The sequence below is a fragment of the Microcoleus sp. S28C3 genome, assembly GCF_036700785.1.
GTDB lineage: Bacteria > Cyanobacteriota > Cyanobacteriia > Cyanobacteriales > Microcoleaceae > Microcoleus > Microcoleus asticus.
On the sequence record NZ_JAUBPO010000010.1, the window covers coordinates 74,396 to 90,340 of the forward strand.

The window sequence follows — 15,945 nt, forward strand, 5'->3', positions numbered from 1 at the left end:
TGCAAATTTATAAACGAGTCAACTGAATGCTCTCTACTTTCAAGAAATTAGCTTCAATTGCAATCTTCTTTGTCGCAGTAAAACTTTTAGTTAACTATCCCCCTTTCAGAGAAGCAGAAAATTATATCGCAAATAGAAATCCAGCAAGTGCCACCTTAGACAATGGAACTCTGCACCAAAAATCCAGCAGCCCGCCTCCGGTACCTCGCAAAAAATCACCGGAGCAAAAGTTCGATGTAGTAGTGTATGGCGATGAAGTACCGGGGATATGTGCGGCGATATGGGCTAAGAAAACTTTAGGCGCAAAGGGCAAAGTTGCGATCGTGCGATCGAACTACGGAAGTGCCCCTTTGGGCGGCTTACTCACCCGCGGCGGTTTAGCTTACATCGATTTAGATAAAATCCCCGATTGGTACCGCCAACCCTACGCCCAATGTTTTAAGGAATTTTTAGATAAAGCGAATGCGCCCGAATCTTGCTTAGACCCAAAAAGGGCAGATCGAGCTCTCAAACAGATGCTTTCAGCAGCAAAAGTCAAAGTTATTTCCAACTCAACTCTTACTCCCCGCGTCGTAGATAAAAAAATTGAATATGCCGAAGTAAAAGGCAGCAATCTAATAATTAAAGCCAACTCTTTTATTGACGTAACTCAAGATGCCGAATTCGCCAGAAAAGCAGGGTTATCTTATTATACAGGATATGAATCTCAAAATATAAAATCCAAAAATGAAACTTTAGCTGTCTCTGTAGTTCCGAGAATTACAGGTATAACGATGTCCGAATTCCGCAGCATAGAAGATGAAATTCTCTACAACAGGCCTTTGGTAAAAAAGATTAAAGAAAGCATTATGAAATCTAAAGATCCGGCTAGTACAAAATTCTGGATGAGGAATTTCTGGAGTACGATTTATCAGCCATATACAGACGGCTACGACATCAGAAGCGTAGCTATTGGAGCAGCGTATCACATAGACAGAAATCTGCCCTTTAGCCAAAATAAAGGATTCTTTTTTGATAAAGGCAATGTCTGCGTTTATAACAAAAATGTGCTCTCCTGGAACGGGTTTCTGTTTAAATACCAAGTTGACCAAATCATGAAGATGGAAGCTAACGGCAGAAAACCGACTCCTGAGATGATTAGAGAAATGTCATTTCTCCAATACTGGCTACAAAAGAAATCTGGTAAAGATGTGAGAGTATTTATTCCAGACGAGGTTTATATCAGGCAAACTTTGAACGTTCGCGATGTGGTAGATCCGCTGACGGGGCAGGAGATTATCAAAGGGGGAACTGCACCCGAAAAGTCGATCGGCAGTTTTTCCTACGATTTCGATATGCGGGGCGGAGTCAAGAATTTATCTGCCAGAATTCCGCCGCTGCCCGTGTATAATTTCGGCATAGAAAACGCTTTGGCTAGCAAAGTCAAGAATTTAGCCATTGTCGGGCGATCGTCCGGTTATGTGGGTATGGCTGTATCCGTCGGGCGAATTGCGACGGTGAATATTTATCAAGGACAAGGTGTGGGCGTGGCCGCTGGTTTGGCTAGCAAGTTCGGCGTGCCACTGAATACGATTACTTCGGCTGAAACGAAAAAAACTCTGGAGACTTTAACGGGGAAAACTACGTATTTGTCGGGGAGAGATACGAGTTATGGCGTGGATTATAAGGAAGTGAAGTAATTCGGTAATATTTTTACTAAGTAAATCCACTGAATTAAACGTAAAGTACGATCGCACTGTCTGAACCCCGAATTCTTTAAGCATTCGGGGATCTCGGCGTTCTGTTTTTTTAAGCAGAATTCTCCCTGCCGGGCCGATTATATGAAGTTCTATTACAAAAACTGTCGTGACGCATAAAAAGTAGAGATTGACTCAGATAGAAAAATAGACCACCTCTGGCTGTTTTATAACTCTAATACTGAGATTTCAAGATGAACATTAATGGAACGTTGGCTGACGATACTCTCAATGGCACTGCCGATGCAGACTCAATATTTGGACAACAAGGCTCTGACTTAGTGTTTGGCCTCGATGGGGATGATTTAATCTATGGCAAGCAAGCAGATGACAAGCTACACGGTAACGAAGGTAATGATACTGTGTACGGTGGCAAAGGCAACGATACTGTGTACGGCGGCAAAGGAGAGGATAAACTCTTTGCTGACTCTGACGATAACTTGCTCTACAGCAACGAAGGCAATGATACCCTTAACGGTGGCAAAGGCAATGATGTTTTGTACGGTGGCAAAGATAATGACAGCTTGTTAGGCAACTTCGGGGATGACATTCTCTATGGAGATAAGGGAGCAGATACCTTAACTGGGGGGAATGGTAATGACACTTTCTTTATCGGTAAGACTACCGGCGGCCCTCAGCTTTTGGATGCGGACTTTATTGTTGACTATACAGACGGTGAGGATGTAATTAAGTTAAGCAGCGACCTTGCGTTGGATGACCTCAAAATTTATGTGGGTAAAGGGGTTTATTCTGGCTACACGATTATTCAGGATGAGGCAACAAGCCAATACTTGGCAGTTTTGGAGGGTACGAACAGTATCGCTATTGCTGATTCTAGCGGGGTTAACACTGTGAGGCCGGAGCCTTTGCCAACACCTGCACCGACGCCGACACCTGCACCGACTCCGACGCCTGCACCGACTCCGACACCTGCACCGACGCCGACACCTGTGACGACTCCGACACCTGCACCGACGCCGACACCTGCACCGACGCCGACACCTGTAGTCACAACGCCGACACCTGTAGTCACAACGCCGACACCTATAGTCACGACTCCGACACCTGTAGTCACGACTCCGACACCTGTAGTCACAACGCCGACACCTGTAGTCACAACGCCGACACCTATAGTCACGACTCCGACACCTATAGTCACGACGCCGACACCTGTAGTCACGACTCCGACACCTGTAGTCACGACTCCGACACCTGCGGTGACAACACCCACACCTGCGGTAACAACACCGACACCTGCACCTACTAGCGGGCTGTTTGATTTTGCCACTTCTACTGCGGCTGTAACCCAAGACTTCGGGACTTTCACTTTAGCTGTTAACGTTACCGGTAGCGCTTTTGCTGACAACTTCACAGGGACGGCTTTTGCTGACGTGCTATTTGGCGGTACGGGGCCGGATACTCTCAGCGGCGGCGCTGGTAATGACTCCCTGAGTGGCGGTGATGGGCCGGATTTATTTATCTACGGTTCAGTTCCCAGCTTGAGTCAGGGTAATGATACTATTTCTAACTTCCAAAGCGGTCAGGACAAGTTGCAGCTATCTGCGGATTATGGTTTTACTGATGTGGCGAGTGCGATCGCTGCCTTGCAAACTACTACTGAGGGGTTGTCTCTTCCCTTGGGAAATGGTGGAGGGAGCATTTTATTTGGGAGTGTGACTTCTCTGAGTGCTGGGGATATTGCGATCGTTTCGACGCCAACACCTGCGGTAACGCCTACGCCACCAGCGACACCACAAGTGCCTACTCCGCCTACGCCTAACGGATTTAATATCACGTTCGATTATCGTTACGATACGACAGGTTTCTTTAACGATCCTAGTCGCAAAGCAGCGCTGGAAGCAGCAGGTAAAATCTGGGAAGATCTCATCAAAAACGATTTTCCCGATCCACCTATTGGGATATCTGGGACAATAACCCATCCGATTACAGGGCAGCCCCAAAATGTTACCTTCGATTCCCAAATTGATGATATGGTTCTGTTCGTCGGCGGTCAATCTCCAGTTTTTGGCAGTAATCCAAACGCAGCAGGACAGCTACTTTCTGGTCAAACAGTTCGATATGACAGCATTCGACAAGCAAGACCGGGCGATATTTTTGGCAGCATCTCTTTTGAATCAAGTCTTAACTGGTTCTTTGACCCAACACCTGGAACTGTTGATGATATTCCATTAACCCAAAATGATTTCATTAGTGTTGCCGTACACGAAATTGGTCACTCCCTTGGTTTCTACCCATCCACGCAGGGAACAGGCCCTAACTCTCTCAATGTTAATGGCGGTAATCCGATTCCATTTATGCCTGGTGGTAATCCTCACATCGATCAAAACTTCCGAATTGATGGTCAATCACCAGTTATGTCACCAAGTGCTGGTGGACGATTCCCAACAAGAGCGGATTTAGCAGTCTTGGCGGATAAAGGTTATCAAATTCCTAGCCTTGCTGGTTATGTCTCACAAGAAAAACCACCGATCGCAACCCCAAATAGTGACAATTTTACTGGTACTGATGGTAATGATACGATCGATCTTTTAGGTGGAGATGATTTCGCCTCTGGATATGAAGGTAATGATGTGCTATTTGGCGGTGATGGCAACGACTATTTTGACGGCGGTATCGGTAATGATAGCTTGATTGGTGGTGCTGGTCAGGACTATTTCAACTTTAATATCACTCAAGATGTATTAATCGGACAAGATGTCATTTATTCCTTCTCTGTCGCCGAGAACGATGTGATTCAACTTCGGGGTTCGGGGTTAACTGCAAGTACAGTTTTAAGCCAGGTCAACAGCACTGGTAAAATTACTTTTGCTTCGGGCGGTCAACTTACTGTCTTCTCTGATGCTCCTTTGACTGCAAGTAATTTGTTCCTTTTGTAATTGAGGGATATTTTGTAAGTAGAATTATAAGAGCGATCGCACATTATTTCCCAAAGTGCGATCGCTCTTTCTTTGCCTGTAAAAGTAAAATAAGATATTTTTGAAATACTAAATCCTGCACCAGCTCAATTAAAGCTAAAATCATCAGAGGCGCGATCGCACTTTCTCCCAAACACTCCTCTTCCTCCCCCGCTGTGGCACAATCTAAATAAGATCAAACTCTCAAGCCACCATGACCGCAAACCTACCCCCGCAATACGACCCCAAAGCCACCGAAACCAAGTGGCAAAAATACTGGGAAGATAATCAAACCTTCAAAGCTGACCCAGAAGCCGGCGGCGAACCTTACTGCGTCGTCATCCCGCCGCCAAACGTGACCGGCAGCCTCCACATGGGACACGCTTTTGAAGAGACGCTGATTGATGTCCTCGTCCGCTATCACCGCATGACTGGACGCAATACGCTGTGGTTGCCGGGAACGGATCATGCTAGCATCGCAGTTCAAACTATTCTCGAAAAGCAACTCAAAGCAGAAGGCAAAACTCGCCACGATTTAGGCCGAGAAAAATTCTTGGAACGGGCCTGGGAGTGGAAAGCTGAATCGGGCAATACTATTACTAATCAATTGCGCAGTTTGGGCGTGTCTGTCGATTGGTCGCGCGAACGCTTTACGATGGATGAAGGCTTATCCGCTGCGGTTTTAGAAGCGTTTGTCCGCCTGTACGATGAGGGGCTGATTTATCGCGGTAATTACCTGGTGAATTGGTGTCCGGCCAGTCAGTCTGCTGTGTCGGATTTGGAGGTAGACCAGCAGGAAGTTGACGGGCATTTGTGGCATTTCCGCTATCCTTTGACGGACGGTTCTGGTTATTTGGAGGTGGCGACGACTCGGCCGGAAACGATGTTGGGGGATACTGCGGTGGCGGTGAATCCACAGGACGATCGCTACAAGCATCTTATCGGTAAAACTGTCACTTTGCCGATCGTGAATCGCGAAATCCCAATCATTGCTGATGAGTTTGTCGATCCGACTTTCGGAACTGGTTGTGTCAAGGTGACACCCGCCCACGATCCGAATGACTTCGAGATGGGTAAGCGTCACAATTTGCAGTTTATTAACATTATGAATAAGGACGGCACTTTAAACGAAAATGCCGGAGAGTTCCAGGGACAAGACCGATTTATTGCCCGAAAAAATGTGGTGCAGCGCTTAGAAAATGACGGGGTTTTGGTTAAAATAGAAGATTACAAGCATACAGTTCCCTACAGCGAACGCGGCAAAGTCCCGGTCGAACCTTTGATATCTACGCAATGGTTTGTCAAGATAGATCCTCTTTCTCAACGTGCTTTAAAAGAATTAGACCAAAATAACTCACCAGTCTTTGTTCCTGAAAGATGGACAAAGGTTTACCGCGATTGGTTGGTGAAGCTGAAGGATTGGTGTATCTCCCGACAATTGTGGTGGGGACACCAAATCCCGGCTTGGTATGCTGTTAGCGAAACCCAAGGAGAAATTACTGACACGACGCCTTTTGTGGTGGCGAAAAGTGAAGCTGAAGCTAGGGAAAAAGCTAAGGCTAAGTTTGGTAATGACGTGCAGCTAGCAAGAGATCCAGATGTACTGGATACTTGGTTTTCGTCTGGGTTGTGGCCTTTCTCAACTTTGGGATGGCCGGACGAAACTAAGGATTTGGATTTTTACTATCCGACAACTACTTTGGTTACAGGTTTTGATATCATCTTTTTCTGGGTTGCTAGAATGACGATGATGGCAGGACATTTTACTGAAAAGATGCCTTTTGATACTGTTTACATTCACGGTTTGGTGTTGGATGAAAACGGTCAAAAAATGTCTAAAAGTAAAAATAACGGTATCGATCCGCTGCTGTTGATTGGCAAGTACGGTACTGATGCCTTGCGCTACACTTTGGTTAAGGAAGTGGTAGGGGCCGGTCAAAATATTCGCATGGAGTACGATCGCAAAACTGATGAATCGAAATCGGTGGAATCTTCCCGGAATTTCACTAATAAGTTGTGGAATGCGGCCAGGTTTGTGATGATGAATTTGTCGGGACAGACTCCGCAGCAATTGGGGAATCCTGCGGTTGAGGATTTAGAATTGTGCGATCGCTGGATTCTTTCTCGTTATTATCAAGTTGTGAAAGAAAGTCGCAATTGTTTGGAAAATTACGGTTTGGGGGAAGCGGCGAAGGGACTTTATGAGTTTATTTGGGGCGATTTTTGTGACTGGTATATTGAGTTAGTAAAATCTCGCTTGCAGCAGGATGCTGAACCAAATTCTAAGAAAGTGGCACAGCAAACTTTTGCTTTTGTGTTGGAAGGTATTCTGAAACTGCTGCATCCTTTTATGCCGCACATTACTGAGGAAATTTGGCACACTCTGACTCAAACAGGTGATGGTGAATGTTTGGCTTTGCAAGCTTATCCTGAAGCGGATATCTCGCTAATTGATGCTGATTTGGAACAGCAGTTTGAGTTGTTGTTCGGTACAATTCGCACTATTCGCAACTTGCGGGCAGATGCTGATATCAAACCCAGTGTGAAGGTGACGGCGATTTTGCAAAGCGAAAGCGAGAAAGAACGCCAAATCATCTCAGATGGAGGCGTTTACATTCAGGATTTGGCAAAAGTCGAAAATCTGACAGTTACTGCTAGTTTGGATGCAGATTTGGGACAGACAATTGCTGGGGTTGTCGGTACTGTGCAAGTATTGATTCCTCTGGCTGGGGTGGTGGATTTGGTGGCTTTGCGTGCTAAATTAGAGAAGAAGCTGAGCAAGGTGGAAGCAGAAATTAAGCATACTGCGGCGCGTTTGACTAATCAGAAGTTTGTGGACAAGGCTACTCCTGATGTGGTTCAGGGCGCGAGGGATGCTTTGGCGGAAGCCGAAAAACAAGCGGAGATTTTGCGCGATCGGCTAAAGGTGTTTTAATAGTTGACTGTTGACTGTTGCGGGGGCGGGTTTACGAGATAGTTAGTTTCAGGCAATTATTGTTGGTAAAACCCGCCCCTACGAACTCGCAAATCCTACAACAAATAACTAATAACCCCTATCTAAGAACCAATAACCAATTACTAATTACCCTCATGTTATATTTAGCCCAAGTACAAAATCAGGAAAGTTTAGGTGAGATAAGTCTGCAATTGCTGGCTTGCCAAAATTCTGATGATACTTGGGCTATTCTTAGTGAAGAAAGTTTCTTGACATTACAGAAAGATTTTGATCGAAATCAAATTAACTCTGCAACTAATGTTTTAAATGAAGGGATTTTAGTATTAGCAAATGTTGACGAAAATAGCCAGATTTTACATATTCAAGCAGCGACCAACTGGGTGCTACAATTAGTAGATAAATATTTAACAACAGGCTTTACTCCCGATTTTTTGCAGCAAGAAGCCCAGAAAGCAGAAGATTGGCGGCAATCTCTCACTTTGCAGAGTCAAGAATTGTCTCGCCGCTTGATTGAAGTTGAAGCCCGCCGGGAACAAATTCAAAATTTAGAGGCAAAACTCCAGCAGGAAAAGCAATTGTTGGAAAGTTCGATCGATCGATTGAAAATTTCACCCGCTACACCGCCACTTTGACTTATATCGACACACAGCAGGCAGGGACACGGCACTAGCGCGTCCCTACAAATCTAATATGCAATTTGCTGGACATCATATAATTTGTAACTTGACAAATACCCCTTACCCGTTGCCGAATCGCCAGCTATACGGCCCGCGGCTAAAGCACTTTTGACTTCAGCCAAGCGGCGGGGAGACACAGCAGTTTCTGAGAATTGCTAACATAAGCCCGCTTCTGGAAAACATCGTACTGATTGCGTTCGATCGCATTTAAGATTCTGCTGTACAGCATGGTAGCAGCCCAAACTGTCCAGCGGATATCGGGACTCAGCACTTTAATTCCGGGTTCGGCGCTGGCGTATAATTTGCGAGCTCGCTGAATTTGAAACCGCATCAATTCCCGCCAGCGGTTGTCAATGACACCGTTAAATAAATCTTCTTCGGTGTAGTTAAACAAGGCTAAGTCTTCTAAGGGAATGTAAATGCGACCGCGGCGGGCGTCTTCTCCGACATCGCGCAGAATATTAGTCAACTGCTTGGCAATACCGAGGGAGATGGCTTCTTCTTTGGGAATTCTATTCCCCCAGTGCCAATTCCAATTAGCAGCGGACTTCGATTCGTCTACACCCATGACAGACATCGACATCAGCCCTACAGTACCCGCTACTCGATAACAGTAAAGATTGAGCTCTTCAAAAGTTTCGTAGCGGCTGCGGTACAAATCCATTTGCTGGCCCGCAATCATCTCCCGAAACGGCTGAATGTCGATCGGGAAACGAGACAGCGTATCCACCAAAGCTACGTCGTAGTCGTCGTGAGGATGGCCGGCAAACACAGATTCTAGGCGTTTTTCCCACAGATTGAGGGTTTCAGGGGTCGTTGCATCAGAACCCGGCCCGTCTACGAGTTCGTCGGTGCGGCGGCACCAGACGTAAATCGCCCAAATCGCCCGACGCTTCGCTTCGGGCATGAGTTGAGTGCCTAAATAAAAATTTTTGGCATAACTCGCCGTAACTTGGCGGCACAGTTCGTAAGAGTCATCCACAGAAGCCAGAGTTCTCATGCACTGGAGTTTTGACAGTTGCAGCATCCGAGAATAAGAAATTTAAAGATTAGAACTGACATTCCCCCGTTTAGAAAACGGGAGATTCTTTTACGTTTTTATGAAAAATTCTTAATTTTTCATTTGTTATTGGCCGTCGAAATAGCCTGCGCTGTCAGCTTACCAGAAAGCACGGCACCTTCCATACTCGCAAGATAACGCTGCATTGTATAATCCCCCGTTAGATAGAAATTGCTAATGGGAGTTGTTTGTGTGGGACGGCACTGCTGGCGTCCGGGAGTGGCTTTGTAAACGGAACGTGGGGTTTTGACTACGTGATATTTGAGCAGTTTGGCTGGTTCTGGGATTTGATCGGGAAAGAGTTTTTCTAACTCGACCATTGTGGCTGCGACGATATCTTCGTCAGATTTGCCTATCCAGTCTTTGGCCGGTGCTAAAACCAGCTCCAGCATTGATTTGTCTGGGTTGGCATATTCGCGGCAGGTGTTGCTCATGTCGGCGTAGACGCTCAGCAGGGGCGATCGCGAGAACAGCAAATGGTCGATTTCAGTTAGCTTGCGATCGAACCACAAGTGTACATTAATGACGGGTACTCCCTCCAAGCCTTCGAGCTGTTTGAAATAATCCATTTTGCCCCAAGGTTCCGGCATCATTAACTTTAGCGGGTCAACCGGCATCGCGGAAACGTAAATATCGGCCGTCAGAATTTCTGACTCTGCCCCTTTTACTCCCCGAATGTGGAAGCCGCGCACCGTGTTGTCATCGTTGAGCAAAAACTCTTTGATGGGTGCATTCAGCCGTACTTCACCGCCGCGCTCAGTTATGTAGTCTACCATCGGCTGACACAACCTCTCTGTGGGGGAACCGTCTAAAAAGGCCATTTTCGAGCCGTTTTTCTCTTGCAAGAAGCGGTTGAGGGCTGTCAGCAGTATGGTTGCAGATATTTCGTGGGGGTCGATGAAGTTGAGCGCCTTGGACATGGCGATGAATACTTCTTTTTCGACTCTGGGGGGGACGTTTTGCTTTTTGAGCCAGTCGGAAAACGAGTATTTGTCCATTTCTTCGACATAGTTTTGACCCTGAAGCATCGCCGGAATCAAACCTATACCGAAGCGGATTTTTTCGGGCCAGGTGAGCATATCGTTGTTGCCCAGGATGGCTGCGACGCCGTTGAAGGGGGCCGGAAGATCGGGAAAGTCAAACCGCGAATAAGTTCCGGGGTTGTTTGGCTGATTGAAAATCATGCTGTGCTGTTTCCATTGCAGCCTGTCTTCTATGTCGAGTTCTTTGAAGAGTTGGAGCATATTTGGGTATGCACCGAAGAAGATGTGAAGGCCGGTTTCGTACCAGTCGCCGTCTGCATCTTTCCAGGCGGCGACTTTGCCGCCGAGTACGTCCCGACTTTCTAGGAGGATGGGGGTGTGGCCCGCGTCGGTAAGATATTTTGCGCAGGAAAGTCCTGCTAAGCCTGCTCCGGCGATCGCAACTCGCATTTGATACTACTTGGCCTCTGTGTTCGCTTCGGTTTAATTATACTTTACAACTCGTTACATTTTTTGGGAACTGGGGCTGGTGGATGTGAGGGGATTTGAGATTTGAGATTTGAGATTTGAGATTGCTCCCACAGCCGCAATCCGGGGGCTTGTGAGGACGACGCAGAGCTTTTTTCTGGCTCCCCAGCCGCGATCCGGGGGCCCCGGATCAAATTGCTTGATTGTCAAATGACTGTTCCCAAAGATGCAATACCTGAGTATTAACGGAAATCTAGGACTTTTTGCTATCATCAATTATGAGGAAAATTTAAATAAATTAGTTAAATTTATGGTACAAACAATTCAAGCTAGAAATGTCGCACTGAATGATTTGGAAACCCACTTCAAAATAGAGTGGGTTGAGGATGACCAATTTTTTCGCGAGTGGCAAGATGATTTGCCAGAAATCAGTGATTATGAAAAACAAGGATTATACAGAGTGAAAGCAAGTTACAGGAATTTGCTCAAACATCCGCCGCTACTCGAAAATACAGTCAAAATGGTGGTGCTGTCTCCGTTTTTGGATGTAGCTGGTTTTTATCTTGCTCCTTTTCATGTTACTTCAGAAAAATCTGTAGAAATTGTTGAGGAAGACGAGGGAGTGATTGTGAGGGGACAGTTGGATGTTTTGGCTTTATTTCAGGAGTTGTGGGTAGTAGTTATTGAATCTAAGAAAGCTGCGTTTTCTTTGGAAGTAGGCATACCGCAGTTACTGGCTTATATGTTAGCTAATCTGAGTGCCGATCGACCTACTTACGGGTTGTTAATGAATGGGGCAGATTTTCTATTTGTTAAGTTAGTTAAGCGGGAAAAACCACAGTACGCTTTTTCTCGGAAGTTTTACCTTTTCAATCCGGGGAATGATTTGTACAGCGTGCTGAGTATTTTGAAGCGCCTCGGTCAGTTGAATGTTGGCAATATAGTTGAGAAAGCGATCGCACTCTTCTGTGAGGGCGATCGCTCAGAGACGCGGTTGTACTTCGTTTAAATAAAAAATCAACAATGAACTAATTAGAATCCCCAGTCTTATTTAGACAATTGTTCGCAGTGCCGCTAGCCCCCCAAGGTGTAGTGGGTAAAAATAATAGAAAAATCTTTTTTCGATAGCCGTTGGTTTTTGGTCTTTAGAGGTATCGTAGAATGCCAGAACTAGCGGTGTCAATATAGCAAAAATTTGAATCCAGCTTTTGCAACTAATTGCATATCCGATATTTGCTATAGTCCAGCCGAACCACCAAAGGCGATCGCCTCCTCCTTTCCACCTAATCATCAATAGCGGGCAAGCCACTGCATACCAGCCGTAACTCACTCCTAAAATTTGAGCAGTTACTAGACCTGTGCTTAAAACTGCAATTTTGCGATCGAAGCGTCGGATGTAGCTCAAAGTTAGGGCTGCTGCGGCAAAGCTAAACATGATGTTTAACTGTAAATTGCCAAAAAGTAACATATGAGGTATTTGAGAAAGTACCCCAAATAATAGCAGTCGAGTAATTAGAGGATTTTTGTCTCCCGGTCGTTTCCAATTTTGAGCAAACACCCAACTAAACAACGGAAAACTGAGGCGGCCGATGATACGCATGGGTTCTACTTCAAGCATAAATCCGATGTGGTCTATTAGCATTAGAGCGGCGGCCAACCATTTAATTTGATTTTGATTCATACAATTGATTCTCGAATTCTGTTATTAAAAGTTCGTTGTTGTACTAATTCAATATCTGTTTAGTTTTTTGAAACAACATATTTACAAACTTTCGCTTTTTCAGGAGGTTTGATATGCTATAAAGTGCAGCTATTGAATGTGTTTTAAAATGTCGATAGTTCGTATTTTATCTATTATGTTTGAAAATAGTATTTGTTTTTATTAAATTTCTTAGTACAATTAAATCGACTGTACTCATAATCTATCCTTAAAGCAACACCTAAATTAAATATAACAAGTTCTCTTTAATTTAGGTGTATTAAAAAAGATACGTAAAAACACTGTTGTGTACTCCTTAAGGTAGATTTACCTTAAATTTATTGATTCGGCTCAAATAATAATTGAGTTAATTTACTGACATCGATCGCGACTACTACACCGACGACGATGCCTCCGCAGCCTCCGCTGACGGCTCCATCCAGAATTACTGGAGTGAAGAGGGAACAGGCGCTGGCGGTATTTTTTTATTCGGTACAGGTGCGGTAGAGGGAATAGGAACTGGCGGTAAACTTTGGTGCGGTACAGGTAGGGAAGTTGGTTGGGGTTGCGGTTGAGGCAGACCGGGAACACGGATATATCTCCAATTACCAGTAAACAATAGGTACATAACACCCGCAAGCACGACACCGCTAACAACAGCAGCAGTAATCTTCCAAACACTGTAGGGACGTTCGCCTTGAACTTCAGCGGTGCGTGCATTAACCATTACTTGATATCGCTGGTTTTGATAGCGATAGGCACACAACCACACAGGTAACAAAATATGTTTAAAAGTGATAGCATTGTAATCAGTGGAAATGCTGTGAACCCGCTGCTCGTCGCCGCCGATATCTCTACAAACATCGTAGCGAATAGTACCGGCCATGACATTTTTAGCAGATTCAAATCCTTGAGTAAGAGAAACTTGCGATCGCTGCGCTTCAAACCCAGCTAAATAAGATGAATTGTAAGCGCGCAGCGACTCCTTGAGATGCCAAGGTTCTAACGCATCCAGACGGGGGCGATCGACTGAAGTTGTGGCCGGAATCAGAATATCGTCAAAAGAGCGATCGACTCTGCCAGAAACAGGCCACCACCTGGTATGTTGCACTTCGCGAGTTTTAGTTTCTGTTTCGCCCTGCGAGTTTGTTTCCGTATAAGTTTCAGTCACGTAGTAGTGTTCTCCGCGAGAACCCTGATAGTAACTAACGGTATAAGTGTCGTAAGTCCAAAACGGCAAATAAACCCCTTGAATTTTCTCTTGTTGCGCTAGAGATTTCAAAGCAGAAGGAGCAAACCAGCGGTTGCTTAGCCACTTCTGAATGCTTTCTCTGGCTTGTTTATCAGTAACTTCAAAAGGAACAATTCCCTCTGGATGCACACTCGGGCTAGCTTTTTCAGGTTGCGTCACAATTGGAGAAGCGCAAAATGGGCATTGGCCCGCTACTTTCGGCGGTTCAAAAGTAACACTTGCTCCGCAATCATTGCATTTTACTTCAAGGGCTGTTGTTGATAAAGTTGTCAGCGTTGTTTCGTCGAATTGTAGATATTGTTCGTAAGAATTTTCCTTTACCTCTTCAGCAGTTTGGGGAATTGCATCTTCCCAGCCGCAGTAAGCACACTTGAGTTTTCCTGCTTGGGGGTTGAACTGTAAATAAGCCCCGCAGCTAGGACAGGGAAAACGCTTAACAGCAGGTTCCGAAGTATTCATAATAGTTTATTGGTGATGTAATTGGTAATTGGTAATTTGGAAAGCAGATCAATTACTAATTACCAATTAACTAAATATGCAAAATTTTAGGCGGCGGCTGGCGGGGGAGGCGGCGGTACTGTCGCCAACAAAGATGCTAATTCCGGCACTTGCGATGCTAACTTCCAGCCGTCAAAGCCCGCACGCCACACCATTACCTGATGTGTCAAACCATTTTGCAGAAGTTGATGCAATTCAAAAGGGCCTGATTGTTGACCGTTCTGGGCAATATACCACTGAGTTTGTGTGGGTGCGGGAGGTGGCGGCGGTGTTTGCGATGCTGGCGGCTGCATCATATTTGTCATTTGCTGACCTAGTGCCATTCCCATGCCCAATTCTAATGCTTGATTGCCGCCGCTGGGGTTATTTGCTGATGCTTCAATAGCGTTAGCAGCTTGATATTGGGTATATTGCTGCATATTTCCCAGAAGTCCGATCGAGGCTCGTTTGTCGAGCGCTGCTTCAACTTCTGGAGGCATCGAGATGTTTTCAATTAATAGCTGAGTTAACTCTAACCCAAACTGCTGGATACTTGGCTCTATGGCAACTCGTACCTGTTCGCCCATGTGGGTGTAGTTGGCTGCAAAGTCTAAGAGGGGAACGCGGGAACTGCCAACCCAATTGGCAAAGGCACTGACTATTGTATTGCGGAGTTGATCGCTGATTTCATCTACTTGAAATAGTCCGTCAGTGCTGATTAGTTGTTTTAAGAGTTGTTCTGGATGAGAAACTTTAATGTTGTATGTGCCAAAAGCCCGCATTCTCACTGGACCGAGTTCTGGATCGCGGATAATTACAGGGTTAGAGGTTCCCCATCTTAGGTTGGTAAATATTTTGGTGTTAAAAAAGTAGACTTCTGCTTTAAAGGGAGAGTTGAAACCGTAGGGCCAACCTTTTAAGGTGCTTAGAATGGGTAAGTTGCGGGTGTACAGTTCGTACATTCCCGGATCGAAGACATCGGCCACTTGGCCTTCGCTGACAAAGACTGCTCTTTGTCCTGGTCGTACAGTTAGTTTAGCACCTTGTTTAATTTCGTTTTGGTGGCGCTCGAATCGATAGGCAATGGTATCGCTGGTATTGTCTAACCATTCGATGATATCGACAAATTCGCCGCGAATCTTGTCAAAGAGTCCCATAGATTTATTTTGGGTTGTTGTTTGATTTTAGCTTCAATAGGAGCGATCGGAGTTCCCGATCGCCATTGTAAAGTTTTTAGTTGCGATCGCTGGGGATGGGGGCGATCGCCCTTGCAGACAATTCACAATTCCGGTTCAATTCCAGCCGATCGCAACTGAGCGCGCAATTGCTCTAATTGGTCTTCTGCTTGTTGAGCTCTTTCTTGTTGGCGATCGGCTCTTTCTGCTCCCGATAACAGCAAATTTCCTGCACTATCCCACCAGCGCAGCCAAGGTAACTCAACATTTTGATACATTCCTTGCCAAATTCCCAATTCCACTCCTAACGGTTCAATGGGATAATGACCGCGCTCATTTGCAGCAACTAATTGATACCTATCTTCGATCAGGTGATAGACTTCAACGCTAGCCTTAGTTACTTCATAAATTCCGTAAAATGCCGGACGTATCACATTTTCATAAATCCAGAATTTACCCGGCTTAGTTTCCAGGGCGAACGCATCTAAACTTTATGTTAACAAAATATGGTATATTGGAGGATTATTATTGAGTACCTACAAAACAT

At 45.4% G+C, this 15,945-nt stretch carries 10 protein-coding genes and 1 pseudogene; 5 read left to right on the plus strand and 6 right to left on the minus strand.

Features of this window, described 5'->3' with window-relative positions:
- Positions 1-26: 26 nt before the first annotated feature.
- The 4 genes from QUA13_RS05285 (at position 27) to QUA13_RS05300 (ending at position 8,239) form a co-directional block, all read left to right on the plus strand.
- Positions 27-1,679 carry an FAD-dependent oxidoreductase gene (locus tag QUA13_RS05285; RefSeq protein ID WP_333197178.1) on the plus strand — a complete coding sequence of 551 codons (1,653 nt, stop codon included), beginning with the start codon at positions 27-29 and terminating at the stop codon, positions 1,677-1,679.
- A gap of 251 nt (positions 1,680-1,930) precedes the next feature.
- A complete protein-coding gene (locus QUA13_RS05290) occupies positions 1,931-4,633 on the plus strand; it encodes a M10 family metallopeptidase C-terminal domain-containing protein (protein WP_333197179.1) in 2,703 nt (900 codons plus the stop codon).
- A 232-nt stretch (positions 4,634-4,865) separates the two neighbouring features.
- Complete coding sequence (locus tag QUA13_RS05295) at positions 4,866-7,586, plus strand: valine--tRNA ligase (protein ID WP_333197180.1); 2,721 nt, start codon at positions 4,866-4,868, stop codon at positions 7,584-7,586.
- Between the two features lie 155 nt (positions 7,587-7,741).
- Positions 7,742-8,239 carry a hypothetical protein gene (locus QUA13_RS05300; RefSeq protein ID WP_333197182.1) on the plus strand — a complete coding sequence of 166 codons (498 nt, stop codon included), beginning with the start codon at positions 7,742-7,744 and terminating at the stop codon, positions 8,237-8,239.
- A gap of 142 nt (positions 8,240-8,381) precedes the next feature.
- On the opposite strand, the gene crtB is transcribed toward QUA13_RS05300, so the two are convergent.
- Positions 8,382-9,311, minus strand: coding sequence for a 15-cis-phytoene synthase CrtB (gene crtB, locus QUA13_RS05305; protein WP_172186569.1), 930 nt, complete (start codon positions 9,309-9,311; stop codon positions 8,382-8,384).
- A 92-nt stretch (positions 9,312-9,403) separates the two neighbouring features.
- The gene (pds, locus tag QUA13_RS05310; protein ID WP_333197184.1) at positions 9,404-10,777 is read right to left on the minus strand and encodes a 15-cis-phytoene desaturase; all 1,374 of its coding nucleotides are present in this window, start codon (positions 10,775-10,777) and stop codon (positions 9,404-9,406) included.
- A 328-nt stretch (positions 10,778-11,105) separates the two neighbouring features.
- Between pds and QUA13_RS05315 the strand changes: the two genes are divergently transcribed.
- Entirely contained in the window at positions 11,106-11,804 is a 699-nt protein-coding gene (locus QUA13_RS05315) for a restriction endonuclease subunit R (protein ID WP_333197187.1), read from the plus strand.
- Positions 11,805-11,846: 42 nt separating this feature from the next.
- On the opposite strand, the gene QUA13_RS05320 is transcribed toward QUA13_RS05315, so the two are convergent.
- The 4 genes and pseudogenes from QUA13_RS05320 to QUA13_RS05335 all read right to left on the minus strand — a co-directional run.
- Entirely contained in the window at positions 11,847-12,476 is a 630-nt protein-coding gene (locus QUA13_RS05320) for a TraX family protein (protein WP_333197188.1), read from the minus strand.
- A 463-nt stretch (positions 12,477-12,939) separates the two neighbouring features.
- Entirely contained in the window at positions 12,940-14,205 is a 1,266-nt protein-coding gene (locus tag QUA13_RS05325; RefSeq protein ID WP_333197190.1) for a hypothetical protein, read from the minus strand.
- An 86-nt stretch (positions 14,206-14,291) separates the two neighbouring features.
- A complete protein-coding gene (locus QUA13_RS05330; protein WP_333197193.1) occupies positions 14,292-15,380 on the minus strand; it encodes an SPFH domain-containing protein in 1,089 nt (362 codons plus the stop codon).
- Positions 15,381-15,502: 122 nt separating this feature from the next.
- Positions 15,503-15,862, minus strand: a pseudogene (locus QUA13_RS05335) (Uma2 family endonuclease); the annotation flags it as partial.
- Positions 15,863-15,945 lie beyond the last annotated feature (83 nt).